The following is a 26,410-nucleotide window of genomic DNA, read 5'->3' as shown; positions in this document are numbered from 1 at the left end:
ATAGAATAAATTATCTCGCTTTGCTGTCTGGGAAGTTCTGATATCGTGGCTCATTCATTGAATGTATTGAACTGGCGTGCTTTGGCTCCTGGTATGGCGTCGCAAGAGCACTGGCTTGCCTGGGCACAGGAGGAGGCACTCCCGGCGACATGGCAAGGGGATTTACCCAAGTCATCGCATATCCCTATGATGTCCGCTAGAAGAATGAGTACAGGCAGCCGACTAGCCGTTGAAGCGGGGCTTTCGTTACTAGAGGAAGACACGGCTGATATGGCGATATTTACCAGTCGCCATGGGGAATTAGAGCGCACTTATAAAATATTGCAATCCCTCCATCAGCAGCAGAATATTTCGCCAACAGATTTTGCTATGTCAGTGCATAATACTGCCTCCGGCTGGTTAACTATCATGGCGAGCAATACCATGCCAGTGACGTCTCTTGCCGCAGGCATAGATAGTTTTCAACAAGGTATAGTCGAAGCTATGGGGATGCTGGCTTGCGGCGCTGAGCGTGTGTTATTGGTCGATTTCGATGGAGTAATGCCTGATTTTTATCATTCTCAGACTTCTCCAATAGGGTTGCCCTATGCCTTGGCATTAGTGTTAACCACCGGCGATGATTTACAGTGTGAACGTATTTCTAAGATTGATGTTAATAATTCTGAATTGCCTCAGGGTCTTAGCTTTTTACGTAATTGGTTGAGCAAAAAGGGTTCTTTCGTTATACAAGGCCAGCATAATAATTGGCACTGGAGTCAGTGATGGACAGCTCTCTTGCAGTACAAACTGCACCCCAACATTCTTCTTTGCTAAATCGGTTATGGCGAGTGGCTGCAACCGGTTTTTGTTTTGCACTTTTTGGCCTGGGTGGGCTGTTATTATCTATTCTATGGTTTACCTCTCTGCGCCTAATTGTTCGCTCTGAAGTAGTGCGTAACCAGATCACTCAGCAAAGTATTCGTTATAGTTTTCAACTGTTTTTGCGTATTGCTAAATTTCTGGGTGTTTTTGATTATCAAATAGAAAATAATGAGCTGTTTTGTGAGGACTCGGGGTGTCTGATTGTTGCTAACCATCCTAGCTTATTAGATTATGTGCTGTTGGCAGCACACATGCCAAGATGTGATTGTATTGTCAAAGAAGCATTGTTAAATAACATATTTGTTTCCGGTGTGATTAAATCCGCAGGATACTTAGTTAATGCTGAATCAGATAAATTATTAGCACACTGTAAAGCGCGTTTAGGCCGAGGGGGAAGTATCCTTATATTTCCTGAAGGGACCAGAACAACCGCAGGTTGTGCCCTGAATTTGCAACGAGGGGCGGCGAATATCGCGCTACATAGTGGGTGTGATATTCGCGTAGTATATATTGATTGCAACCCACCAATGCTGACGAAAGAACTAAAATGGTATAATATACCGCCGGTAAAACCTCAATTTAATATTATTGTTCAAAATAAAATCAATAGTAATGACTTTATTCAAGATAGCGATTTATCGTTAGCACTTGCTGCACGACGACTTACTAAACATTTAACCTGCGCATTAATGCCTGAATCTAAGAGAAAGAGTTAATGGAATTACTAAGTTGTGAGATTAAACAGCTAATTATTGATGCCCTAAATCTGGAAGGTATGTCGGTGGATGATATTGACTCACAGGCTGCATTATTTGGTGACGGTTTAGGTTTAGATTCAATCGATGCGCTAGAACTGGGATTAGCACTCAAAAACCGATATAGCGTTGTACTCTCTGCTGAGAGTGAAGATATGCGTCAGCACTTTTATTCGGTAGAAACGCTCGCGAAATTTATTTCTCAACAGCGTAACTAACAGGATATTGTCATAATGGAAAAACAAGAAATTTATCAGCAAATTACAGCTCTTCTGGTTAAGCTTTTTGAAATTGATGAAGCTGACATCAAACCAGAATCACGGCTTTATGAAGAGTTAGAGCTAGACAGTATTGATGCTGTCGATCTGGTTGTACATTTGCAGAAAGTGACGGGTAAAAAAATAATGCCGGAAATGTTCAAATCCGTTCGAACGGTTCAAGATATTGTCGATGCCGTCGATAATTTATTAAACACCAAGTCGTAAATGGTGAAATCAGGTGACAGCTAATCAGCGTAATTTATTCATTGGTCGCCTGACTGTTTTGCTCAAAATCCTCACCGTTATTGCACTTACAGCCTACCCACTGGCGGTATGGTTTGGTTTGTCGCGCTGGGGAATGCAGGTATTAGCGCCAATATTGTTATTAATGTTTACATTGCGCCTCGTTACCGTGCGCAGCAAAATTAAGCAACAACTTTGGTTAGGTAAAGCGCTGGCGCTTGCTGGCATTATTCTGTCTTTGGCAAGCTGGGGTTTAGGCAAGGCGCAGTGGTTGTTGTTTTATCCTGTCGTGGTAAACATCATTTTACTGATGCTGTTTTCCTATTCTTTATTTCGCCCCCCACCCATCATTGAAAGATTGGCAAGGCTGTCCGAGCCTGAATTATCTTCCCGAGCGGTGGCTTATACCCGAAAGGTGACACAGGTATGGTGCGGATTTTTTGCAGTAAATGGCACCATTGCTCTGGCGACCTGTTTATACGGCAATATGCATATATGGGCTTTATATAACGGTGGCTTGAGCTATTTACTTATTGGTTCTTTGATGGGTCTGGAATGGATAATCAGGAAAAGGGTTCAACAGCAGTAAATCTACCCATGGCGAATTGGTTGGATCATTCTCGGGATGATGGCCTGGTTATCGCCATGTGTGGCGCAAAGATCATAACCTTGAGTCAATTCAGGTGCGATGTTACCTATCTATTTAATAAAATTAATTTTTTACCCAACCAGCGCTGGGCATTATGTTTTGAAAATAGCTATTGGTTTACTGTTGCACTGCTGGCTACGCTGTATTGCCAAAAAACGCCGGTAATTTTCGGCCATGCACGTGAGGCCGTTCTCAAAGAGCAATTGCATGAGTTTGATGGCCTGCTGACGGATCAATTACTGAATCTTGCCTGTCCAAGCGTTATAGTCGCAAGCCATGCCTCTAGTGAGGCTGCCTATCATCCACTACCTGATTGGCCTTCTGCTGCGTCATTAATCCTCTTCACCTCAGGTTCTACGGGGGCTCCAAAGGCAGTCGTTAAATCTGTTGCGAGTTTGGATACCGAAAGCCATTGGCTGGCTGTTCAATGGGGAGGGCGTTTTGATAGAAAGAATAACCCATTAATTGTTGCGTCGGTGTCTCATCAACATTTATACGGGCTGACTTTTCGTATCTTTTTACCCCTCTCGCTGGGTATTCCCTTTCAGGCTGAGTTGATTGGTTATCATGAACAACTTCAGTCACTACCTGAATCTTGCTCACCGATATTTATCAGCAGTCCGGCATTTTTAAAGCGCATGGATACAAAATTGTCGCCGATTTTGTGTCGACAGATATTTTCCGCTGGCGGGCCGCTCGGTTATCAGGATGCGCAATCTACCTTAAATACACTGGGTACATTGCCAACAGAGATTTATGGTGCCACTGAAACCGGTGTTATTGCTTATCGCCACCAATCAGCACCTGAACAAGCATGGCAGTTTTTCTCCGGTGTCAGTTTGGACATCAACAGCGACAATACTTTCACTGTTTACTCTGCCTTGATACCTGAATCAACAGGTATACCAATGAGCGATATTATTGAGCTATCTGATAACCGGCAGCGTTTTTATCTGCTGGGGCGTAAAGATCGAATAGTTAAAATAGAAGAGAAGCGTGTTTCACTCACCGAGATAGAACAGCGCTTAATATCACTTCCTGAAATTGCAGATGCGACGGTATTGGTCTTAAGCCAAAACGAAAGAGTGAACATTGCTGCTGTTGTGGTATTGAGCGACACAGGTAAAGAGCAACTTGCAGCCGCGTCATTGAGGGCTTTTACTCAACGCTTACGCAACACTTTGCGTCACTGGCTTGAGCCGGTCTCTGTTCCTCGTCGTTTACGTGTGATTGATGTTATCCCGCTGAATCCACAAGGGAAGCGTGATTATGCCCGCTTACAGGAGCTATTCTTATGATGTTGCCCGTCGTCGTCAGTCAGCAAATAACAGGTGATCACTTTGCCAGCATCGATCTCTTATTACCTGCTGATTTACTGTGGTTTAGTGGTCATTTCCCCACCTGTCCAATATTGCCCGGTGTGGCACAAATCAATTGGGTTATGCACTACGCCAATCAGCTACTGGGTCAGTTGCTGGTCGTGAGAAGTATCGATGTCGTAAAATTCCAGCGGCCACTGATGCCTGATGATGAAGTCACTCTCGTACTTAATTGGGAACGAACAAATCATAAACTGATGTTTAAGTACCTTGTCCATGGCGAAATAACTGCCAGTAGTGGAAAAATATCCCTATGTCAGTAACCACTTTCGCACCGTGCGTGGTTATCCCTTGTTTCAATCATGGTGAGACTATGGCGGGTGTCTTATCTCAGTTGGCTATGTATCAATTGCCGTGTCTGATAATTGATGATGGCAGTGATGTTGATACTGCCAATGAGCTAACACGCCTGGCGGCGAAATACCCGTGGGTGGTGCTAATAACACAACCCGAAAATCGGGGGAAGGGGCATGCCGTTCTGAATGGATTGAGCGTGGCACAAAAGCAGGGTTACAGCCATGCGCTACAAGTCGATGCTGATGGTCAGCACCAATTATCTGATATTCCAATAATGCTGCTCGAGGCGGAGAAATACCCCCATCATTTGATTTCAGGGCGGCCGGTTTACGATGAGTCAGTACCGAAGGCGCGGCTTTATGGCCGCTATGTCACCCACTTCTGGGTATGGATCGAAACCTTATCTCTGTCGCTGAAAGACAGTATGTGTGGTTTTCGCGTTTATCCGATTGCCGAAACACAGGCTTTGGCTGCCCGGCACCCATTGGGTGTGCGAATGGATTTTGATACTGAGGTGATGGTGAGATTATATTGGCAGGGAACTGAGAGCCGGTTCTTGCCAACACAGGTCACCTATCCTGCAGAAGGTATTTCACATTTTGATGCGCTGCATGACAACTTACGTATTTCGTGGATGCATACCCGGCTATTTTTTGGCATGTTGCCGCGTATTCCTGCGTTGCTAAAGCGTAACATGCAAAAGCCCGAGCACCATTGGTCCCAGACGAAAGAACGCAATGGTTTGTGGGGGATGCGCTTGATGTTACGCAGTTATAAAATTCTGGGGCGCACAACTTTTAACCTGTTGTTATATCCTGTTATTGGCTATTTTTGGCTTACCGGTCATCGTCAGCGCCAGGCATCAAACCATTATTTACAACAGCTTACGGCTTTCGCCAAACAGAAAAATCACCCTTTACCGGCATCCTTAAACAGCTTCCGCCATTTCATGCGGTTTGGTGAGTCGATGCTCGATAAACTGGCGAGCTGGCAAGGGGATTTAGTGATGGGTAAAGATGTGGTTTTGGTTGGGCGTGAGCGCTGTGAGGCACAAATTGCCAGCCGTCAGGGGGCGCTAATTCTGGCATCGCATTTAGGTGATATTGAATCTTGTCGTGCTTTGGCTGAGCTATCTGTTGGTGTAAAAGTTAATGCATTGGTCTTTACCCAGCATGCCGCCCGTTTTAATCAGGTCATGCAGGAGATTAACCCACACGCACTGATTAACCTTATCCAGGTAACCTCAATTGGACCTGATACCGCCATTTTATTGCGCCAGAAGCTGGATGAAGGGGAGTGGGTCGCGATTGTTGGTGACAGAACCTCCGTTAGCCCTTATCAACGAGATAACCAACCAAGAGTCATTTGGAGCACCTTCTTAGGCCACCCAGCACCTTTCCCGGTTGGGCCGTTTGCGTTAGCTGCGGCATTGCGCTGCCCGGTGTTTTTGATGTTTGGTTTAAAACTCGGCGGGCAAGGGAAGTTGGCTGCACCATCAGGTGTTATTGATCCCGCATCTGCTGCCCGATTACATGTTTATTTTGAACCTTTCGCCGATCCATTGATATTACCGCGAGCAAATCGTCAGTCGGCATTGCAACAGGCAGTGGATAGTTACGCCGCCCGCCTGGAGCACTACAGTTTATTAGCGCCGCTCGATTGGTTTAATTTTTATGATTTTTGGCATTTAAACGATGAAAAGCCAAACCAAGGAAATCAGTGACATGAATTTACCCGATGACCCGCGTTTTACTACCCGGATAGTTCACAATATCCCGTTTCATGATATTGACCCTATGGGGGTGGTGTGGCATGGCAATTATTTCCGTTATTTTGAAATTGCTCGTGAGGCTTTACTGAATCAAATTGATTATGGCTACCGCGCGATGCAGGCGTCAGGCTATGTGTGGCCAATAGTTGATACGCGAGTGAAATACATTGCTCCGCTCGAATTTGAACAGCGTATTCATATTTGTGCCTCTATTGAAGAATATGAGAACCGCTTACGTATCGGTTACCAGATTTATGATGCGACCAGCGGGAAGCGCATGACAACCGGCTACACCATTCAGGTTGCCGTTAAAGCATCCACGAAAGAAATGAGCTTTGTTTCACCGCCGGTACTGCTGGAAAGAATGGGTATCGTCTCATGAAATCGATATTCACCGTTCTCTTACTGTGTCTAACTATCAGCGCTCATGCGGTAACGTTGGCATCATTACAACAACGATTCAGCGAACAACCGGTGTTGCGCGCCGAATTTGAACAGCAGCGCAGTATTAGTGGAATGAATAAACCTTTAAAATCAAGTGGTAATTTACTGATTTCACAGGATAAAGGGCTGTGGTGGTCACAGCAGCAACCTTTCGTTCTGACACTGCTACTCGACGATAAGCGCATGGTGCAAACCATGGCCGGCCAGCCTGCGCAGGTTATTACTGCTGACAGCAATCCGCAAATGTTCCAATTTAATCACTTATTAACGGCACTATTTCATGCTGACACGTCGATTTTGGAGCAGAATTTTACCTTAGCTTTCACTGATAGTGGCCAGGATCGTTGGGTGTTAGTGCTCACCCCGAAAACCACGCCATTGGATAAGCTCTTTAAAAGCATCACGTTGCACGGTCAATATTTTCTGGAAACTATCGATATTGAAGATATGCAGGGAGATGGGACCCACATCCGGTTTTTCAACCAATTAACTGAACCTAAGATACTGAGCCATGCCGAACAGCAGCTTTTTGCGCACTGATTGCCATCGAAAACTGGCTATCGGCTGGTTACTTATCTGTTTGCTGTTACTGGCAACATTACTCTGGCTGATCCCGCGTAGTCAGATTAACAGCAGTGTCTTGGCACTATTGCCCAAGCAGGAGTTGACTGGCGTACCTGTCGAATTAACCGCAGGGTTTAATCAGCGTCTGGATCGCCAATTAGTGTGGCTGGTTAGCCCAGCAGAAGACCAATTGGCTCCGGTGAACTGGTGGTTGCAGCAGTTACAAAAAATGCCTGCGCTGCATCAGGTCAGTGGTGAGATGACTGCTCAACGTTTACAGGAGTGGGGCGCCTTTTTCTTTCAGCATCGTAATGTATTGTTGGATGAGGCTACCCGTCTGCGATTAAGCCATGGTGGAGCGGCGCAGGCTCAGTGGATATTGGGGCAGGCGTATTCGGCATTTGCTGGCGTGAGTGGTAAAGAGTTGCAGTATGATCCTTTACTGCTGGTTCGTGGCTCTCAGTTAGCGCAACAACAAAACAGTGGGGCATTAAGTATCAGTAAGGGCTGGCTGGTGGCGAAAGATAGTCAGGGCCGCCCATGGTATTTGATTCACGGTGAATTACGCGCTTCATCTTATGATATGGCCAGTGCCCGTAGCACCGTTGAGTCATTGGCTGAATTAAAGCAGCAGCTTCAGCAGCGTTGGCCCGGTACTGAAGTCTTGGAACGCGGCACGCTTTTTTACAGTAATTACGCGAGTCAGCAGGCTGAAAGTGATATCTCGACCATTGGTTTGATCTCCGTCGCCGGTGTATTCCTGCTGATATTGATAATGTTTAAATCGCTATTGCCACTCGCCTTATGCCTTTTATCAATAACTATTGGGGCATTGGCTGGGGCGGTTGCCACGTTACTGGTTTTTGGCGAAGTCCATGTTATGACGCTGGTATTGAGTGCCAGTATCATTGGTATTTCAGCGGATTACACGCTTTATTACCTGACAGACCGCATGGCACACGGTGGTCAAACGACGCCATTGGAGAGCCTGGCAAAACTTTTCCCAGCCCTGTCAATGGCGCTACTCACCACCGTAATTGCCTATCTGATTCTGCTTATTGCGCCTTTCCCTGGGTTGCAGCAATTGGCTGTTTTTGCCGCCGCAGGGCTAACCGCCGCCTGTATCACGGTGATGTGTTGGTATCCGATATTGGCTAAACGGTTGCCGGTGCGCCCGGTTCCGCGCCTAAAGCTTATTTATCTGTGGCTAGAGAGTTGGCAAAACAACCGAATGTTACGTTTAGGCTTGCCGGCCCTGATTGCTATTTTGACTATCAGTGGGTTAGCCACATTAAAAATTAATGACGATATCAGTGAATTACAGGCGATGCCGCGTGAGTTCCAGCAACAGGAACAGCGCATTGCGGCACTTACCGGCCAGCACAGCGACCAGAAATGGTTCGTTGTGTATGGTGATAATGCTGAGCAGGCATTGCAACGTCTGGAGCAATTCTCACCACAGCTATCACAGGCGAAAAAGGCTGGATGGATTGAAAGTTATCGTGTGTTGCCGTTGCCATCATTATTGCGGCAGCAACAAAATCTGGCATTACTTGAGCAAACCGCGCCAACTATTATCCACCAATTGCAACAGGCGGGTATTAGCGTTTCTCTGCCAGGCTTGCCAGCACAAGGCAACCAGAAGACATGGGTGACCCCGGAACAATGGCTTGGCTCGGTGGTCAGTGAGGGCTGGCGATTGCTTTGGCTCTCATTGCCTGATGGGCGCACGGCGATGTTGGTGCCGGTAAGTGGTGTCAGTAATCCGGCGGCACTGCAACAGTTAGCGGAGTCCGTGCCAGGAGTAACTTGGGTTGACAGGAAAACAGAGTTCAATGCGCTATTTTCTCTTTACCGTGCCTATCTATCATGGTTGTTACTCATTGCAGTGGTTGCTATAGCTGTAGTCTATTGCTGGCGCCTGGGTCTGCGTCGCGGCCTCTATTGTGTGGCACCGACGATACTTTCATTGGGGATGGGGCTGGCGGTACTTTCTCTTACCGGCCACTCGTTAAATCTCTTCTCGTTGCTGGCATTAATATTGGTTCTGGGGATTGGCATCAATTATACCCTGTTCTTTACCAATCCCCGAGGGACGCCTAGCACGTCAATGTTTGCTATTTTTATGGCGGTGTTCACCACGCAACTGACTTTCGGCATGCTGGTATTTAGCCACACCCAAGCCATCAGTAGCTTTGGCATTGTGCTGAGTAGTGGTGTGTTTACAGCCTTCTTATTAGCGCCTCTGGCGCTGCCCAAGCCAAAAGGAGAGCCAGCGTGAATTATAAACGCTGTGGGGTGTTACTCGTTTTAGCCTTATTGATTGTAGGGTGTGCCAGTTCGCCGGACCAAACACAGCCTAAAGCCTGGCTTAAGCCCGGAGTGCGGGTCGCTTTGCCGCCACCGACTTTGGCTCAACCTATCAATCAGCAGCAATTACTGACCGCAACAGCGCAGGGGAAGCAGCAGTCATTATTAGTGTTGCTTCAGGCTGATGGGCAGCGCTTAACCTTGGTGGGGCTGTCGCCGCTTGGGATCCGCTTGTTCAAGGTTTCCTATGACCTGCAAGGTATTCATTTAGAACAAACCATGAAAATTGTTGGATTACCTCCAGCAAATCAGGTTCTTGCCGATATTATGCTGAGTTATTGGCCCATCACATCATGGCGTCCGTTATTACCCGAAAATTGGCGGCTGGTGGATGAAGGGGATACACGCAGACTCTATGATGACAAAAACCAAATAGTGACAGAGATTCGCTACCAGCTATCAGGTAACACCCGTAAGCCTATCACTATTGAGCAATTTGTCTTTCACTACCGTATTACTATCCAAAATGTGGAGGAGTAACAGCGATGGTCTATTTCTCTGCTGTTGGCATGGTTAATGCGTTAGGCAGCTCATTGTCTGAAGTGAGTGCGAGCCTTAGTGCCGGGTTAGCCCCAGGCATGGCCCCCCAGCAAGGGTGGCTCTTGGGTGATTCCCCGATTTGGCTGGGTGCGGTGAATACTGAATTGCCTACTTTGCCCGAGCCACTTTCGCAGCACAATAGCCGGAATAATCGCCTGTTGTTGGCGGCATTGTCACAGATTCAACCTGAGGTTTCCGCATGCATTCTTCGCTATGGTGTATCACGGGTTGCTGTGATTATGGGAACCAGCACCTCAGGTATTTTTGAGGGGGAACGGGCGGTTAGAGAATATCAGCCTGGTTCTGGTGACGTCGCCGGGCAGTTTCCGCCGGGGTATCACTATCAACAGCAGGAGTTAGGCGATCCTGGCATCTTCCTCTCGCGTTATTTGGGGCTGAATGGCCCGAGTTATACCGTGTCTACGGCTTGTTCTTCCAGTGTCCGGGCGATTATCAGCGGTAAGCGTTTGATCGAGTCTGGAATAGTCGATGCGGCGATAGTCGGTGGCGCTGACAGTTTATGTCGTATGCCCATCAATGGTTTTCATAGCCTGGAGTCACTTTCGGCTGAGCGTTGTACCCCTTTTGCCGCCGAGCGCCAAGGGATCAACGTGGGTGAGGCAGCGGCGTTGATTTTATTATCACGTGAACCTTCACCTGTAGCGTTACTCGGGGTTGGGGAGTCCTCCGATGCCTGGCATATGTCCGCCCCCCATCCTGAAGGGCATGGGGCGGAACAGGCTATCAGGATGGCATTACGTCAGGCAGAGTTGCAGCCCGCTGATGTGGGCTACATCAATCTGCATGGCACGGCGACGCGGTTAAATGATCAGATAGAAGCGCAGGTCGTGAATAGGGTTTTTGGTCATCAGACACCTTGTAGTTCAACTAAACATCTTACCGGGCATACGCTGGGGGCCGCTGGGGCCACAGAGGCGGCACTCAGTTGGCTGATATTGAGCCGGACTCTACCCTTACCAGTACAAGATTTTTCTCATGCTTCTTGGGATACTACTTTGGCCGAGATTAATTTGGTCACCAAGCCGGAAGTACTTAAAACCCCGGTTATTTTGTCGAACTCATTCGCTTTTGGTGGCAACAATGCGTGTGTGATATTAGGAGCCGGCTGATGGCGTATTCCGCTGAACATTACCTCCCACATCAATCACCAATGGTGATGCTGGATAACGTCCATTGGGTAGGGGAGGACGGGGCTGAATGCAGGGTCACCTTGAGTAAGCATGGGGTGCTTGCGCCGTTCCTCGATGCTCAGGGCTGCCTCCCCAACTGGTTTGCTATCGAATTAATGGCACAAACTATCGGCGTGTGGCGTGGCTGGCATGGCTTGGCGCAAGCGATACCTCCCACGATAGGGATGCTACTTGGTGGGCGAGCTATCAGCTGTGAATTACCGGCATTTCCTGCGGGTAGCGAACTTCAGGTTTGTGTCCAGTTAATCCTGCAAGATGAAAAAATTGGCAGTTTCGAGTGCAGTATCAACATGGCTGGAAAGCAGGTTGCTCGTGGTCGGCTAAATACTTATCAGCCAGATGCCGAAGAAATAAAAAAACTCACATTGGGGAAAGGTGCATGAAGCGTTCTGTTTTAGTCACCGGGGCCAGCAAAGGGATCGGGCGGGCCATCGCACACCGTCTGGCTGCGGATGGTTTTTTAGTGGTTGTTCATTATCACCAAGATCTTACTGGCGGTGAAGCGACACTGGCTCAGATTATTGAGGCGGGTGGTGAAGGGCGCTTGATCTGTTTTGATATCAGCGACAGGCCGCAGTGTAAAGAGGTACTCGAGCAGGATATCGCCACTCATGGCGCTTACTACGGTGTGGTGAACAATGCCGGTATCACGCGTGATGGTGCATTCCCAGCATTGACGCAAGAGGATTGGGATGGCGTCATTCATACCAATCTGGACAGTTTCTATAATGTGTTGCACCCCTGCGTAATGCCGATGATCGGTTTACGTAACGGCGGGCGCATTATTGCGCTTTCTTCGGTCTCCGGTGTGATGGGGAATCGTGGTCAGGTGAATTACAGTGCGGCTAAAGCGGGGATTATCGGGGCTTGTAAGGCTCTGGCGCTGGAGTTGGCTAAACGCAAAATTACCGTGAATTGTATTGCACCTGGGTTGATTGATACTGGCATGATCAATATGGAGCCTATCGCGCTGCAAGAAGCCATGCGGATGATCCCACTTAAACGGATGGGAGAGGCTGAAGAGGTGGCTGGTTTAGCCAGTTACCTGATGTCAGATATCGCCGGTTATGTCACGCGTCAGGTGATTTCAATTAATGGAGGAATGGTATGAGCAGCAGGATGGTTGCCATCAATAGAGTTGTGATTACCGGCATGAGTGGGGTCACTGCTTTTGGCAATAACTGGGCGGATATTTCAGCACGTATTTATGCCGGTCAAAATGCGGTGCAATATCTGCCGCAGTGGGAAGAATATCAGGGGTTGAATACCCATTTAGGTGCGCCGATTGATGATTTTGTGGTGCCCGCACATTACACCCGTAAACGCATCCGCTCGATGGGGCGGGTATCCTTATTGGCCACCAGAGCCACTGAGCTGGCGCTAGAGCAAGCGGGTCTGATGGGGGAAGATGTACTTACCAATGGGGATACAGGGATTGCCTATGGCTCTTCTACCGGTAGCACTAAGCCGGTGAGTGAATTTGCCACAATGTTAACCGAAAAACACACCAACAATATTACCGGCACGACCTATGTGCAAATGATGCCGCATACGGCGGCGGTGAATACTGGGCTGTTTTTTGGGTTGCGCGGGCGGGTTATTCCTACCTCAAGTGCTTGTACGTCAGGTAGTCAGGCAATTGGTTATGCCTATGAAGCAATCCGTCATGGCTACCAGAAAGTGATGGTTGCTGGTGGTGCAGAGGAACTGTGTCCTTCCGAGGCGGCGGTATTTGATACCTTGTTTGCTACTAGCCAGCTAAATGATTCACCAAAATTATCACCAAGGCCATTTGATCGCCAACGTGATGGCTTGGTTATTGGTGAAGGGGCTGGCACGTTGATTCTGGAAGAACTGGAGCACGCCAAAGCACGTGGTGCCACTATTTACGGTGAAATCATTGGTTTTTATACTAATTGCGATGCCAGCCATATTACTCAACCACAAAAAGAGACCATGCAAATCTGCATTGAAAAGGCGTTACTAAGCTCGGGCCTGGCTGCCGCTGATATTGGCTATATCAGTGCTCATGGTACCGCGACTGAACGTGGCGATATTGCAGAAAGCCAGGCTACGGCGGCTGTTTTTGGTAACCGGACCCCCATTTCCTCTTTGAAAAGTTATTTTGGTCATACCTTAGGGGCTTGCGGTGCTCTTGAAGCCTGGATGAGTCTGGAGATGATGCGGGCCGGGCGTTTCGCACCAACCATTAATCTAACTGACCCTGATCCTGCCTGTGGTGACCTGGATTACCTGATGGGCGAGGGGCGTTATATTGATACCGAATTCTTCCAGACAAATAACTTCGCGTTTGGCGGCATTAACACCTCATTGGTGATCCGTCGCTGGCCGTAACCGCCATCGCTTTCCTCATTGTTGATTTTTTATCAAAAGTATTGTGTTGAATATGGCATTTTTTGGCAATAAAACTCTGGGCATAATCAGTTCAGATTTTTACCGGGTGGCTCGGGTAAATGGCCCCCGGTAATCAGCCAATTTTAAACATGTCTAAGCACGATAAAAATTCAAAATGAGGAATTACTATGAGCGTACCTGCATTCGGCCTGGGAACTTTTCGTCTTCAAGATCAAGTTGTTATTGATTCAGTGAGTCAGGCATTAACCGCGGGCTATCGTGTTATCGATACCGCACAAATATATGAAAATGAAGCAGCTGTTGGCCAAGCTATTGCGCAAAGCGGCATCCAGCGTGATGAGCTATTTATCACCACTAAGATTTGGATTGCTAACTTAGCGCAGGGCAAGCTCATCCCTAGCCTGCAAGAGAGCTTGCAGAAGCTGAGAACAGACTATGTGGATTTAACATTGATTCACTGGCCTTCGCCAAACGATGAAGTACCCGTCGCTGAATTTATGGCTGAATTAGTGAAAGCCAAAGAGCTGGGCTTAACCCGGCAGATTGGTATTTCTAACTTCACCATCGATTTAATGAAACAGGCCATTGCGGCGGTGGGGGCCGAGGCAATTGCTACCAACCAAATCGAACTGTCACCCTTATTACAGAACGGTAAGGTCGTTGAATTTGCGAAAGAAAATGGCATAGCGATCACTTCTTATATGACGCTGGCTTATGGTAAAGCGCTAGAAGAGCCCGTGATTAAAACGATTGCGGAGCAACATGGTGCCACTCCCGCTCAGGTGATTTTAAGCTGGGCGATGCAACTGGGCTATAGCGTGATCCCGTCATCGACCAAAGCCGCTAATCTGGCCAGTAACATGTTAGCGCAGGAATTGCGCTTGAGTGCCGAAGATATGGCACTGATAGCGTCGTTGGATCGTGGTGAGAGGTTAGTCAGCCCTGAAGGCCTGGCACCTGCATGGGATTGATCACGCTTTAAACCATTATCTGAACCACCCTATGTTGGGTGGTTTTTTATTTTGCTGGGAACATTTGTGCCAGACGTTCATTGATAAAATCAATAAAACAACGCAGCCGGTTACTGACGGCCTGATCACTGTAATACACCGCATTAATCGGCATAACGACGGGTAGAGTCTGTTCTACCAGTAGCGGCACTAAGTCCCCGCGTTGTAGATCGCCTCTGATCATGAAATCTGATAAGCAAGCAATGCCATTTCCCTCAAGGCAAAGGCGGCGTTGCGTCTCCCCATTATTTGACGTTAAATCTGAATTTATTTCATAAAGTTGCCCATCAGCACCTGCGAGCGGCCAACGATTTAGCACCGGTAAATCATTGAACCCCAGACATAAATGATGCTGTAAATCAGCCACCGTTTGTGGGGTGCCATGTTGCTTTAGGTAGGCCGGTGAGGCCAAAATATGGCGGTAACTGGTCATCAGCTTTCTGGCACGTAAGGTTGAGTCCTGTAACGTGCCGACCCGAATAGCAATATCAACCTTTCTTTCAATTAGGTTAATAAAGGTTTCTGACGAAACCAGTGATAATGTCACCAACGGATAACGCTGACGAAACTCCGCCATCAGCGGAGCCAGAATGTGCAACACCACTGGAGTAGAAGCATCGATACGCAGCAATCCTTTGGGATTTAACTGATTATCGAGTATCTCGTTTTCCGCAGTGGCCATTTCCCGCAGAATATTTTGCACTCGCCGAAAGTAGTGCTCGCCTTCTTGTGTCAGGCTGATTTGCCGGGTTGTGCGATTTAACAGCGTCACCCCTAGCTTGCTTTCGAGTTTTTTTACTGTCCGGCTGACGACTGAATTAGCTTGATCGAGTTGCTCTGCCGCACGGCTAAAACTGCCACATTCCACTACGGTAACAAAAGTAATCAGTTCATCTGAATGCGCTTTCATTGTTGCCACTCCAGCAAAAATATTTTGATATTTTGAGCATTTTTGTCATTTAACCATAGGTACATAATAGCCGCTATCAAATTGACCCGTATTTCTGGAGTAATTATGCCGCTTGCATTATGGGCACTGACCATCAGTGCATTCGCTATTGGTACCACTGAATTTGTGATTGTCGGGCTGGTTCCGACCATCGCAGAACAACTGGCAGTTTCTGTGCCATCCGCCGGTTTATTAGTTTCAATCTATGCATTGGGCGTTGCTATTGGTGCTCCAGTGTTAACCGCATTAACCGGGCGCATACCGCGTAAAATGCTATTGATTGGCTTGATGGTCTTGTTCACCCTGGGGAACTTATTAGCCTGGCAATCACCTGGTTATGAGACTCTGGTTGTTGCTCGTTTACTCACCGGTCTGGCCCACGGTGTGTTCTTCTCGATTGGTTCGACTATTGCTACCAGTTTGGTGCCAAAGGAGAAAGCGGCGTCGGCGATTGCTATTATGTTTGGTGGTTTAACGGTGGCACTGGTGACTGGGGTTCCGCTCGGGACATTTATCGGCCAGCATTTTGGCTGGCGGGAGACTTTCCTTGCGGTGTCACTGATTGGGGTCATTGCCATTATTGCCAGCGCCATTTTGGTTCCCAGTAATATTCCCAATAAGGCTTCAGCCAGTATAAAGCAGCAACTACAGGTGCTCACCCACCCACGTTTACTGCTGATTTATGCCATTACCGCCTTGGGATACGGTGGTTTCTTCACCATGTTTACTTTCCTCGCGCCAATGATGCAAGAGCTGGCAGGATTCTCACCTGCCGCAGTGAGTTGGATCTTACTGGCGTATGGGGTATCGGTCGCTATCGGCAATATCTGGGGCGGTAAACTCGCAGACCGCCATGGTGCAGTACCTGCTTTGAGTTTTATTTTTACCGCACTTGCTGTCTTACTGTTTGTTTTCCAATTCAGTGCCAACCACAGTATTGCGGCATTAATTACGTTGCTGGTCATGGGGATTTTTGCCTTTGGTAACGTCCCCGGTTTACAAGTTTATGTGGTGCAGAAAGCGCAAGAATATACGCCACATGCCGTTGACGTTGCTTCGGGCCTGAATATCGCGGCGTTTAATGTCGGAATCGCGTTAGGATCGATTATTGGTGGGCAGACAGTTATCCGGGTTGGGTTGGCTCAGACCCCTTGGATCGGTGGCGTGATTGTTATTGGTGCGCTATTACTGGTGACACTGAGTGGCAAGCTGGATAAGAAGCACCCACGGCAAGTTGCTGTCAGCTAAATCCCTGCCAGTATCTATTGAAGCCCGCGATTGTGGGCTTCTTTGTTAATAGCAGGCTTATTAGTGCATTATGAATCACATAGATTGAATCTCTGCTTGTGTATCCCAACATCAGAATAATATCGTGGCTAAAAGAAATTACTGACAGCAGCATCTGGGCGTATAATCAGTGAACTACCGGCTGTTGTTACCTCTCGAGCCAGAGTGATTTCGAATAAGGAATAGGCCATCAAAGTGCCGAAACGAACATATGCCATGCGATATGTTGCAGGTCAACCGGTTGAACAAATCTTCCCAGGTTCTGCTAAGCAACTGGGGCTGGGGTTACCGCCAGGCGCGCCATTGCCGACATCTGAATTTTTGCGGGTGATGGTGTGGAATATCTTTAAGCAGCAGCGGGCGCAATGGCTCTCGGTGCTCAAAGAGTTCGGGCGTGATACTCAACTGATGTTACTGCAAGAAGCACAAACAACACCTGAGCTGGTGCGGTTTGCTACGTCTCACTATCAGGCGGCCGATCAGGTTCCTGCCTTTGCACTGCCTCAGCACCCTTCAGGTGTGATGACGCTTGCAGCCACCCATCCGGTCTACTGTTGCCCCCTGCGTGAGAGAGAGCCGTTACTGCGGTTGTCTAAATCGGCCTTAATTACTGTTTACCCAATCCATGACGGTCGTTTATTGATGGTGGTGAATATTCACGCGGTGAATTTCAGTCTTGGTGTTGATGTTTACAGTAAACAACTCGAGCCCATTGGGGAACAAATCGCGATGCATCGTGGCCCGGTGATTCTGGCGGGGGATTTTAATGCCTGGAGCCGACAGCGGGTTAATGCTTTACAGTGCTTTGCCCAAGTGGTGGGGTTAGCTGAAGTTGAATTCCGGGCTGATAACCGTAGCCGTGCGTTTGGCCGACCGCTTGATTTTGTCTTTTATCGGGGTCTTACTCTGGCAGATGCATCGGTATTAGTGACCCGAGCCTCTGATCACAATCCACTGCTGGTTGAATTTCAGCCATAAAAAAAACACCCCGAAGGGTGCTTTTTAACAGCTTTAATCGCGATTCTGACTCTACGTATCCGGGGTCGATTTGCCGTTAACGAACAACGTCAATTTCAAGCCTGGTTGTAAACTATTAGCCTTGCTGACTACCGAATTCCATCGCATCACATCGTCGGTGTTTACACCGTGACGCTTGGCAATACTGGCAAAAGAATCACCTTTACGAACCTGATAGGTGATGCTGTTGCTGGTCGTTGTATTGCTTGCCAGTTGCAGGGTTTGCCCAACTTTTAAGGTGCTCTTGGCACGTAAGTTGTTCCAACTCTGCAAATCGCTGGTCTTGATATTCAACCGCTTGGCAATCGTAGATAAGGTATCACCGGAGCGAACTTTATACTGCGAACCTGATGCTGATTTTGAGCTGTTCTGTGCCAACTTGGTTGGTTGAACGGCGGCAATATCAGTATCTGCCAATGAATCTTTAAGCTGCTCAGCATGGGCCTTTGGCAACATAATATAACGAGGACCATGTCCATCAGGTGCCGTTACATTGCGCTTATACCCAGAATTAAAGGATTTCAACTTAGTAAGTGACATCCCCGCCATCTCAGCCGCCTGAGTTAGCTGTATCTGCTGACCTACATCAACACGTGCTAATGCACGGTCTTTGTCGGGTTCTGGCAAGTTTATACCGTACTTTTTGCTGTTCTTGATTAAATCACCCAAGGCCAGCATTTTTGGAACATAAATTGACGTTTCACGTGGAAGCGACAATGCCCAAAAATTGGTCGGTTTACCCTTTGCCTTATTAGCTTTCACCGCTTGCATGACTCTGCCTTCACCACTGTTATAAGCAGCGACTGTTAACAACCAGTCACCGTCAAACATTTTGTTCAGGCGCTCCATCATATCAAGCGCTGCTTTGGTAGAAGCAACCACATCTCTGCGGCCGTCATACCATTGGTTTTGTTTCAAGCCATAGTTTCGACCTGTACTCGGCACTATCTGCCATAGCCCTGCGGCGTTGGCGGATGATGTCGCGTGTGGGTCAAAAGCGCTCTCCACTATGGGTAGCAGTACCAGTTCCATCGGCATTTTACGTTTCTTAATCTGCTCGACTATCAGGTACATGTACGGCTCTGCCCGTAATGTTACATCGTGGAGATAGCTCTTATTTCTTAAGTATTTTTGCTTTTGTTCACGGATCCGGGAATTTTCCGGAACCTTCATCTTCAGCTCGTCGCTAATGAAGTTCCACAAATCTTGCTGCGCGAGGCCACTTTCACTATCGAGCCATCGCGCGCTGCCCTCTCGGACGCTATTTGTGTACTCTCCTGCTTCACTCTCTTGACCTGCTGAAGACAAACTCTGCGCATGCTGTACGGGAACCTGTACGTCCTGCTTGGACGTCTGGCACCCAACAAGCAAGACTGAGGCGAGAAATATCGCTTTGGTCTTCATGTGTGTGTCAATGTCAGTTGCTTAAAAGACGACCAATCATACTTTGCTTCGACAAAAAACACAACTAAAAGCTCAGAAGCGGTCTTTCTGGGCGCGTAATTCGGAAAAAACTGAAGCAAGTGAGTCTGATGGCGAGATAACGCCTATTTTCCTTTGTAAATCAATGTCATAACAACGTAAAAAAACATTAATTTTACGCTCTAATTGCAATTTTACCGGCAAACTAGGTAGGTTTTTTGCCCGTAATTGCATGATTTGTTGTTGATATGTAGCAATATCTTGATCTGCGGGCAAAATGAAACGAGCAAACTTAAGATTTGCGAGAGTATATTCATGCGCGCTGCAAATTAAGGTTTCAGCGGGAAGCTGCGCCAGTCGTTGAATTGACGCATACATTTGCTCTGGTGTGCCTTCAAATAGTCTGCCGCAGCCGGCAGAAAAAAGTGTGTCGCCGCAGAAAAGATAAGGTTCGCTGTAGTATGCAATGTGCCCAAGGGTATGGCCAGGGACGGCAATAATGGTGTAGTTTTGACCATCAATTGTCAGGTGATCACCCCCATTTACGATAACTGTCGCACCTTTATTTGCTGTTTCCTGCGGACCATAGACGGGAATATTAGGAAAATGGCGGTGTAATTGTGCCACACCACCGACGTGATCGTTGTGGTGATGGGTGAGCAGGATGGCCTGAGGAGTGTATTGGCCTTGTGCCAGTGCAGACAGCACCGGCGCTGATTCACCCGGATCAACAATAACGCAGTGTTTTTGTGGGTTTGCCAATAACCAAATGTAATTGTCTTGAAATGCCGGAATACTGATAAGATTCATTGGATACCTCTTTTTTGTTGGCAACCGCTTGAGTGTGAAAGAAGATAATATACCCGTCATCTTTCAAATCGCAGGTGTATTGGCGGCTCCCGTTCATCCGCATCACTTACGGGGATTAGCTTATCGGGGTCACTTACTTGCCACCTTCCTGCACCTTGAAATCTATTGGGTAGAAACATGAAACCAGCGCAAACACACCAACAGATCGATGCGCCCGCATCTTGGGCGGAGTTACCTTGGGGAGAGTATTACCGTGCGGCGCTTGAACAGCAATTACAACCTTGGTGGCCGAAGCTATTTGGTTTTCATCTGTTGAAAATAGGCCAGTTGAGTGCGGAAATCGCCAGCGATAAATGTGCTATCTCCCATCAGGTTAATGTGGGGGAACAAGGTACTAATATGCAGGTGCTGGCCAGCCCATACCAGTTACCTTTTGCTGAAAAGTCAGTGGACGCCTGTCTGTTATCTCATTCTTTAGCCTATGCCACTGATCCACATCGTATTTTGCGTGAGGCAGATAGGGTGCTTATTGATGACGGCTGGTTGATTATCAGTAACTTCAATCCGATGAGTGTGCTGGGTGCCGGCAAGCTGGTGCCAATATTACGCCAGCGCCAGCCTTATATTAGCCGAATGTTTACTCAGATGCGTTTGCTGGATTGGCTGAGTTTGCTGAATTATGAAGTTATGCATATGTCGTGCTTTCACGTTTTACCCTGGCATAAAGAAGGTGGGCGCTTTATCAGCACCCATCTACATGCGCTGGGGTGTGTCAGCCTGATTGTGGCCCGTAAGCGCACCATACCTTTAACATTTAATCCGATGAAGTTTGGTGCACGTAAGCCTTGGTTTAGCCGTGCGGTTGGCGCAACCAAAAGTTATCGCGACCAACCTTGATTCGGTGTGTGAAAGCCACTAATACCGTGGCAACGTCAGGTAAGAAGAGTTAGTTGGGGATATAACCAATATCGTCTTGTGTCGGTGAATTGGCCGCAAGGCGTGCCAGTTCATCGCAGCGCTCATTTTCAGGATGGCCAGCATGGCCTTTAACCCATTCCCATTGTACGGTATGGCCTTGGATTGCCAGATCCAGCCGTTGCCATAAATCTACGTTACGTACCGGTTTGCGGTCTGTGGTTTTCCACCCGCGCTTTTTCCAGTTGTGGATCCACTGTGTGATGCCCTGACGCACGTATTGGCTGTCAGTGCTGAGCGTCACGTGGCAAGGTGATGTCAATGCCTCCAAGGCGACGATAGCAGCCATCAACTCCATACGGTTGTTGGTTGTCAAACGGTAGCCAGCACTAAAGGTCTTTTCATGTTGTTTGTAACGCATAATTGCGCCATAACCACCGGGGCCAGGATTGCCAAGGCAAGATCCGTCGGTGAAAATTTCTACCTGTTTAGTCATCTCTGGTAGACTCTTCCTATCTGTTTAAACGTTAAGTCTGACATAAACGAGCGCTATGAGCACTGGCAATATGCAAGTTACCCCGACCAGACAGATTGTTCTGGATACTGAAACCACTGGTATGAATAAGCTGGGCGTTCATTATGAAGGCCATCGGATTATTGAGATCGGTGCTGTTGAAGTGATCAACCGCCGTCTGACCGGCAGAAACTTCCATGTGTATGTGAAACCGGACCGTCTGGTCGACCCAGAGGCCTACGGTGTCCATGGTATCAGTGATGAGTTTCTGGCCGATAAACCCACATTTGCTGATATTACACCGGAGTTTCTTGAGTTTATCCGTGGTGCTGAACTGGTCATTCATAATGCGGCGTTTGATATCGGCTTTATGGATTACGAGTTCCGTATGTTGCAGCAGGATATTCCGAAAACGGAAACCTTCTGTACCATCACCGATAGCCTGTTATTGGCGCGCCGCCTGTTCCCCGGCAAGCGTAATAACCTTGATGCGTTATGTGATCGCTATCTGATAGATAATACCAAGCGAACGTTGCACGGCGCATTACTCGATGCCGAAATTCTGGCAGAAGTGTATCTGGCGATGACCGGCGGTCAGACGTCTCTGTCTTTCTCTATGGAAGGTGATCAGTCGCAGAATGATTCTTCTGAAAATATCCAGCGTATTACCCGGCCAGCATCTGCGTTGAAAGTAATTTATGCGGCTGAAGAGGAGTTGTCAGCCCATGAATCGCGTCTGGATTTGGTGATGAAGAAGGGCGGCAGTTGTTTGTGGCGGATGCCGCTTGAATCGGAAGATAGTGCAAATGCAGAATAAAATGATTTCCAGATGAAAAACTGCGCAACCGGCTTATTTTGCTGGAAAAAGTATTGACGAGATTGCATTCCATACGTAATATCCGTCTCGTTCTTAACCGGAACAGCAGCGTGGTGCGGTAGTTCAGTCGGTTAGAATACCGGCCTGTCACGCCGGGGGTCGCGGGTTCGAGTCCCGTCCGCACCGCCAACATTCAGAAGCCCTGAGTTATTGCTAACTCGGGGCTTCGTTGTATCTATACCCTTGGTACTTGAAGCCGCTGGGGGGCAAAATAATAGAACTCCCCCCCTTGGGTAACACATCAATAAACCCATTTAGAATTTACTGCGTAGCTTTCGCATTACCTGCTTGCGCCGCTGTTTTTACCCAACCATCAAAGGTGGCCTGATGGGCCTGAATCCAACCATTCACATGACGTTCAATATCGGCATCTGACGATTCACCCGCGTGCATCCGCATGTTCTGAGCATTCACATCATTAATCGATAATTTCATGATAGAGAACAGCTTAGCGGCGGCCGGGTTAGCTTCAGCCCATTTTTTGTTAGCCACGATATGCATCACACTCGGTGGGAAGCCGTAGTTCGCACCGTTAGACAGCTTGGTGTCGATAGTTTTATCTGGCAGGGAAGAGAAGGGAACCTGCAACCATACTACGTCACGGCCCGGCACCAATACATCACTGACCCAATAAGGTGTCCAGGTGTAATACAGGATTGGTTTGCCTTCTTTGTAACGTGTAATCGTATCGGCAATCATCGCGGCATAGTTACCCTGATTATGGATAACAGTATCGCTCAGACCATAAGCTTTGATCTGATGATTTATCGGTGCTTCACAGCCCCAACCTGGGTTACAGCCGGTTAGATCGGCTTTACCATCGTTATTAGCATCAAACAATTTGGCGATTTTCGGATCTTTTAGCTGCTCAATATTGGTAATGTGGTATTTATCAGCGGTTTTTTTATCGATCAGATAACCCTGTGCCAATCCTTCAATATAGTTACCCTGACGATAAAATTTGGCATCGCCACCGGCAGCATTATATTGGTCGTTATGCAGTGGTTCCCAATTTACCGCCAGATAGGTGGCATCACCTGCGCCGATAGTTGAATACGCGACGTTGTAATCTACCTCTTTGGTCGGTTGGACATCGTAACCGAGTTTTTCCAAGGCTTTATTGACCAGAGAGGTCTGGAAGGTCTCTTCCGAAATGGTACTTTGCAGCGGCTGGACAGTGATGCCTTTGCCCGGTAATTCTGCGGCGGATAACTGAGTGCTGATCAGTGTGGTGAGGGCCAAGGCCCAGATTCCTGTCGAACGCATAGTTGTTCCTTTTTAAGCTATTTTACTTGCCATTTTGAACGAGGACAGTGCTCATCATCCTTACGTACTATGTGTACGTTGCGGTGATTGCGCGCTGTCCATGTCCAAACTGCCTGCGACAATTACGCTTAAATTTGAGCGTAATAATTTGAAATTACTTAGTATTTCTAAAGGGTTTGGTGATAAGCCCAATCGGGCCGGCTGTATACCAGAGGCCAATGCCTTTGGTACGGCGATCGCGGCCTAATGATTGGGTCAGGCGGTCAAGGATGATCGCCAGAATCACAATACCGACACCACCGACTGCGGCCAGCCCCATATCAAGGCGGCCAATTCCGCGCAGTACCATTTGACCTAAGCCCCCTACAGCAATCATCGAGGCGATGACTACCATCGACAGTGCCAGCATCAGGGTTTGGTTCACGCCTGCCATGATGGTTGGCATCGCCAGCGGTAACTGCACTTTGAACAGTAATTGGCGTGGATTGGCACCAAAGGATTCAGCGGCTTCGATAAGATCTTCTGGTACCTGTTTGATGCCCAAAATGGTCAGACGAACAATGGGTGGCAGCGCAAAGATGATGGTCACGACCACGCCGGGGACGTTACCGATACCGAACAGCATGACGATGGGTACCAGATAAACGAATGCCGGTGTAGTCTGCATGGCATCCAGTAACGGCCGAATTATACGTGCGGCATTATTACTGCGTGCCAGCCATATCCCCATCGGTAGCCCGATAAGAATACAGAAGAACAGCGAAGTCAGAACCAGCGCCAGTGTCACCATTGCTTGTGACCACGCACCGATAGCGCCAATAGCAACCAGTGATATCAGGGTTGCCACGCCCATTCCTAAGGTGGAGAACTGCCAGGCGATCAGCGCGAAAACCAGAATGGCGATCGGTGCTGGCATGCCCAGTAGCAGGTGCTGAAAGCCACTGAGAATAAAATCAACCGGCACACGAATGCCCTGGAACAGGGGGCGAAAATTCAGCACAACCCAGTCGATACCGTGGGTGACCCAGGAATCCAGTGGCACCCAAGTGTTATGAAACGGATCCATCAGACTGAAATGCTCGGGAGCAGCGGCCGGAGTACTATTCAACCAATCGGTACTTTGTGTCGCAGTGCTCTGAACGGCCTGAGAAGCAACCTCATGGCTGGTACTGCTGGCGGCATGGCTACCCTCTGCCATGCTCGCTCCCCACGGGTCAACAGCGGCTGACAGTGTCTGAGGGGCGGTATCTGTTGCCGCCGGTGCTGTTGAAGCTGCCGCATCCGTCGCCCAAGGATTACTGTCTACAGGGGTACTGCTTTGAATTGGATCACTCATTTGGCGTCTCCTTATCTAAAGCCTGCAACAGCATGGCTTTGGAAATAATACCGATATAACTGTTGTCTTCACCGACCACAGGGACCGCACACGGGGCCTGGGCAACCAGTGAAATCAACTCACTGAGGGGCATGTCTGCGGGAACCGGCGCAGGATCGGCCAGTAAGGCACTATCCAGCGACTGGCTCTCCGCCAAGGCTTTTTTCAGTGAATCTATCGATACCACGCCAATAAACTTCTGCCCGCGTTCCAGCACATAGCCATAATCGCGGTCTTCATCTTGAAGCAGTTTTAATGCTGAACGAGGGCCGAAACCCGGGGTTTTACGAATTAATGATACCGGGCGACGGCGCGCGATATCCTTGGCACTAAAGACGTGGCTGATATCGACGCCACGGAAGAAGGTGCGCACATAGTCATTAGCCGGATTATTCAGTATTTCATCCGGGGTGCCGACCTGTACTACTTCGCCGCCCTGCATAATGGCGATACGATCACCAATGCGCATGGCTTCATCCAAATCATGAGAGATAAAGACAATGGTCCTTTGATGTTTGGCCTGTAATTTGACCAGCTCATCTTGCATTTCTGTACGTATTAAGGGGTCTAGCGCTGAAAAGGCCTCATCCATTAATAAGATGTCAGGGTTATTGGCCATCGCCCGGGCTAAACCGACGCGCTGACGCATCCCGCCGGAAAGTTCATCGGGGTAGGAGTGGGCGTAGCTTTCCAGACTCACCTGACGCAGTGCTTCCAGCGCTTTGTCGTGACGTTCCTGCAAAGGGACGCCAGCCAGCTCCATACCGAATGCGGTGTTATCGAGAACATTCAAATGGGGCATTAATGCAAAGGACTGAAAGACCATACTGATCTTATTACGGCGTACGGTGCGCAGGGCACTATCAGATATTTTGGCAATATCTTCGCCATCGATCAGTACTTCTCCACGGGTGGGTTCTATCAGACGATTGAGAAGGCGTACCAGGGTGGATTTACCAGAACCGGATAACCCCATGATGACGAATATCTCGCCTTCTTCAATGGCCAGATTGGCATCTTTAACGCCAACGGACAAACCAGTTTTGGCAAATATCTGCTCTTTATTCTTACCTGATTCAAGCAGCTTAAAAGCCCGTTCTGGATGCTCACCAAATATTTTATATAGATTCTTTACTTCGAGTTTAATTGCCATGCAGCTGGTGTATTCCTCTGTCAATTTTGAATTATGTTTATTCGATCAATGTTATCCTGATGAAAAAATAGAGCGCCATATACCCTAACACAATG

General features: G+C 48.1%; 28 protein-coding genes and 1 tRNA gene. 22 read left to right on the top strand and 7 right to left on the bottom strand.

The window, feature by feature from the left end; all coding sequences use genetic code 11:
- Positions 1-45 precede the first annotated feature (45 nt).
- The 17 genes from V1952_RS08580 (at position 46) to dkgB (ending at position 14,691) form a co-directional block, all read left to right on the top strand.
- Positions 46-762 carry a beta-ketoacyl synthase chain length factor gene (locus V1952_RS08580; RefSeq protein ID WP_372559748.1) on the top strand — a complete coding sequence of 239 codons (717 nt, stop codon included), beginning with the start codon at positions 46-48 and terminating at the stop codon, positions 760-762.
- Positions 762-1,577 carry a lysophospholipid acyltransferase family protein gene (locus tag V1952_RS08575; RefSeq protein WP_193784791.1) on the top strand — a complete coding sequence of 272 codons (816 nt, stop codon included), beginning with the start codon at positions 762-764 and terminating at the stop codon, positions 1,575-1,577. Before V1952_RS08580 ends, V1952_RS08575 begins: the two co-directional genes overlap by 1 nt.
- Positions 1,577-1,834, top strand: coding sequence for a phosphopantetheine-binding protein (locus V1952_RS08570; protein WP_083162977.1), 258 nt, complete (start codon positions 1,577-1,579; stop codon positions 1,832-1,834). The genes V1952_RS08575 and V1952_RS08570 overlap by 1 nt, the downstream gene beginning before the upstream one ends.
- A gap of 15 nt (positions 1,835-1,849) precedes the next feature.
- Entirely contained in the window at positions 1,850-2,101 is a 252-nt protein-coding gene (locus V1952_RS08565) for an acyl carrier protein (protein ID WP_083162978.1), read from the top strand.
- Positions 2,102-2,114: 13 nt separating this feature from the next.
- Entirely contained in the window at positions 2,115-2,708 is a 594-nt protein-coding gene (locus V1952_RS08560) for a hypothetical protein (RefSeq protein WP_420074607.1), read from the top strand.
- An 8-nt stretch (positions 2,709-2,716) separates the two neighbouring features.
- Positions 2,717-4,066 carry an AMP-binding protein gene (locus V1952_RS08555; protein WP_420074609.1) on the top strand — a complete coding sequence of 450 codons (1,350 nt, stop codon included), beginning with the start codon at positions 2,717-2,719 and terminating at the stop codon, positions 4,064-4,066.
- Positions 4,063-4,410: a hydroxymyristoyl-ACP dehydratase gene (locus V1952_RS08550; RefSeq protein ID WP_420074606.1), complete on the top strand. Its 348-nt coding sequence runs from the start codon at positions 4,063-4,065 to the stop codon at positions 4,408-4,410. The genes V1952_RS08555 and V1952_RS08550 overlap by 4 nt, the downstream gene beginning before the upstream one ends.
- Complete coding sequence (locus V1952_RS08545) at positions 4,401-6,167, top strand: glycosyltransferase family 2 protein (protein WP_420074605.1); 1,767 nt, start codon at positions 4,401-4,403, stop codon at positions 6,165-6,167. The genes V1952_RS08550 and V1952_RS08545 overlap by 10 nt, the downstream gene beginning before the upstream one ends.
- A gap of 1 nt (position 6,168) precedes the next feature.
- Positions 6,169-6,597 carry an acyl-CoA thioesterase gene (locus V1952_RS08540; RefSeq protein WP_372559744.1) on the top strand — a complete coding sequence of 143 codons (429 nt, stop codon included), beginning with the start codon at positions 6,169-6,171 and terminating at the stop codon, positions 6,595-6,597.
- Positions 6,594-7,199 carry a LolA family protein gene (locus tag V1952_RS08535; RefSeq protein ID WP_420071031.1) on the top strand — a complete coding sequence of 202 codons (606 nt, stop codon included), beginning with the start codon at positions 6,594-6,596 and terminating at the stop codon, positions 7,197-7,199. The genes V1952_RS08540 and V1952_RS08535 overlap by 4 nt, the downstream gene beginning before the upstream one ends.
- Complete coding sequence (locus tag V1952_RS08530; protein ID WP_420074604.1) at positions 7,171-9,504, top strand: MMPL family transporter; 2,334 nt, start codon at positions 7,171-7,173, stop codon at positions 9,502-9,504. Before V1952_RS08535 ends, V1952_RS08530 begins: the two co-directional genes overlap by 29 nt.
- Positions 9,501-10,073 carry a DUF3261 domain-containing protein gene (locus V1952_RS08525; RefSeq protein ID WP_372559741.1) on the top strand — a complete coding sequence of 191 codons (573 nt, stop codon included), beginning with the start codon at positions 9,501-9,503 and terminating at the stop codon, positions 10,071-10,073. Before V1952_RS08530 ends, V1952_RS08525 begins: the two co-directional genes overlap by 4 nt.
- Positions 10,074-10,078: 5 nt before the next feature.
- Positions 10,079-11,263, top strand: a complete 1,185-nt coding sequence (locus V1952_RS08520; RefSeq protein ID WP_372559740.1) for a beta-ketoacyl-[acyl-carrier-protein] synthase family protein — start codon at positions 10,079-10,081, stop codon at positions 11,261-11,263.
- Positions 11,263-11,727 (top strand): 3-hydroxy-fatty acyl-ACP dehydratase, encoded by a 465-nt coding sequence (locus V1952_RS08515; RefSeq protein WP_372559739.1) that lies wholly within the window; start codon positions 11,263-11,265, stop codon positions 11,725-11,727. Before V1952_RS08520 ends, V1952_RS08515 begins: the two co-directional genes overlap by 1 nt.
- Positions 11,724-12,455 carry a 3-ketoacyl-ACP reductase FabG2 gene (locus V1952_RS08510; RefSeq protein WP_420071029.1) on the top strand — a complete coding sequence of 244 codons (732 nt, stop codon included), beginning with the start codon at positions 11,724-11,726 and terminating at the stop codon, positions 12,453-12,455. Before V1952_RS08515 ends, V1952_RS08510 begins: the two co-directional genes overlap by 4 nt.
- Positions 12,456-12,463: 8 nt before the next feature.
- The gene (locus V1952_RS08505; protein ID WP_372559943.1) at positions 12,464-13,699 is read left to right on the top strand and encodes a beta-ketoacyl-ACP synthase; all 1,236 of its coding nucleotides are present in this window, start codon (positions 12,464-12,466) and stop codon (positions 13,697-13,699) included.
- A 188-nt stretch (positions 13,700-13,887) separates the two neighbouring features.
- Complete coding sequence (gene dkgB, locus V1952_RS08500; protein WP_372559737.1) at positions 13,888-14,691, top strand: 2,5-didehydrogluconate reductase DkgB; 804 nt, start codon at positions 13,888-13,890, stop codon at positions 14,689-14,691.
- Positions 14,692-14,737: 46 nt separating this feature from the next.
- On the opposite strand, the gene yafC is transcribed toward dkgB, so the two are convergent.
- Entirely contained in the window at positions 14,738-15,640 is a 903-nt protein-coding gene (gene yafC / locus V1952_RS08495; protein WP_420071028.1) for a DNA-binding transcriptional regulator YafC, read from the bottom strand.
- Positions 15,641-15,745: 105 nt separating this feature from the next.
- Here yafC and V1952_RS08490 point away from each other — a divergent pair, with 105 nt between their 5' ends.
- Both V1952_RS08490 and V1952_RS08485 read left to right on the top strand, forming a co-directional pair.
- Positions 15,746-16,927, top strand: a complete 1,182-nt coding sequence (locus V1952_RS08490; protein ID WP_420074603.1) for an MFS transporter — start codon at positions 15,746-15,748, stop codon at positions 16,925-16,927.
- Positions 16,928-17,161: 234 nt separating this feature from the next.
- A complete protein-coding gene (locus V1952_RS08485) occupies positions 17,162-17,944 on the top strand; it encodes an endonuclease/exonuclease/phosphatase family protein (RefSeq protein WP_083163001.1) in 783 nt (260 codons plus the stop codon).
- Positions 17,945-17,995: 51 nt separating this feature from the next.
- On the opposite strand, the gene mltD is transcribed toward V1952_RS08485, so the two are convergent.
- Together mltD and gloB are read right to left on the bottom strand one after the other, a co-directional pair.
- Positions 17,996-19,387: a murein transglycosylase D gene (gene mltD, locus V1952_RS08480; RefSeq protein WP_083163003.1), complete on the bottom strand. Its 1,392-nt coding sequence runs from the start codon at positions 19,385-19,387 to the stop codon at positions 17,996-17,998.
- A gap of 72 nt (positions 19,388-19,459) precedes the next feature.
- Complete coding sequence (gloB, locus tag V1952_RS08475) at positions 19,460-20,215, bottom strand: hydroxyacylglutathione hydrolase (protein WP_420074608.1); 756 nt, start codon at positions 20,213-20,215, stop codon at positions 19,460-19,462.
- A 177-nt stretch (positions 20,216-20,392) separates the two neighbouring features.
- Between gloB and V1952_RS08470 the strand changes: the two genes are divergently transcribed.
- Positions 20,393-21,112, top strand: coding sequence for a class I SAM-dependent methyltransferase (locus V1952_RS08470; RefSeq protein WP_083163007.1), 720 nt, complete (start codon positions 20,393-20,395; stop codon positions 21,110-21,112).
- A gap of 49 nt (positions 21,113-21,161) precedes the next feature.
- Here the strand turns inward: V1952_RS08470 and rnhA are convergent, their stop codons facing one another.
- Positions 21,162-21,626 carry a ribonuclease HI gene (rnhA, locus tag V1952_RS08465; protein ID WP_050074222.1) on the bottom strand — a complete coding sequence of 155 codons (465 nt, stop codon included), beginning with the start codon at positions 21,624-21,626 and terminating at the stop codon, positions 21,162-21,164.
- Between the two features lie 70 nt (positions 21,627-21,696).
- Between rnhA and dnaQ the strand changes: the two genes are divergently transcribed.
- A complete protein-coding gene (gene dnaQ / locus V1952_RS08460; protein WP_083163009.1) occupies positions 21,697-22,461 on the top strand; it encodes a DNA polymerase III subunit epsilon in 765 nt (254 codons plus the stop codon).
- 112 nt (positions 22,462-22,573) lie between these two features.
- Positions 22,574-22,650: transfer RNA gene (locus tag V1952_RS08455), tRNA-Asp, on the top strand.
- 132 nt (positions 22,651-22,782) lie between these two features.
- Here the strand turns inward: V1952_RS08455 and proX are convergent.
- The 3 genes from proX to proV all read right to left on the bottom strand — a co-directional run bounded on the left by proX (position 22,783) and on the right by proV (position 26,315).
- Positions 22,783-23,787, bottom strand: a complete 1,005-nt coding sequence (gene proX, locus V1952_RS08450) for a glycine betaine/L-proline ABC transporter substrate-binding protein ProX (protein WP_083163011.1) — start codon at positions 23,785-23,787, stop codon at positions 22,783-22,785.
- 154 nt (positions 23,788-23,941) lie between these two features.
- Positions 23,942-25,123 (bottom strand): glycine betaine/L-proline ABC transporter permease ProW, encoded by a 1,182-nt coding sequence (proW, locus tag V1952_RS08445; RefSeq protein WP_372559733.1) that lies wholly within the window; start codon positions 25,121-25,123, stop codon positions 23,942-23,944.
- Positions 25,116-26,315, bottom strand: a complete 1,200-nt coding sequence (proV, locus tag V1952_RS08440) for a glycine betaine/L-proline ABC transporter ATP-binding protein ProV (protein WP_083163015.1) — start codon at positions 26,313-26,315, stop codon at positions 25,116-25,118. The genes proW and proV overlap by 8 nt, the downstream gene beginning before the upstream one ends.
- Positions 26,316-26,410 lie beyond the last annotated feature (95 nt).

It is taken from the genome of Yersinia sp. 2542 StPb PI (genome assembly GCF_048593855.1).
Classification (GTDB): domain Bacteria; phylum Pseudomonadota; class Gammaproteobacteria; order Enterobacterales; family Enterobacteriaceae; genus Yersinia; species Yersinia enterocolitica_E.
This window is presented reverse-complemented; position numbering and strand designations above follow the sequence as displayed.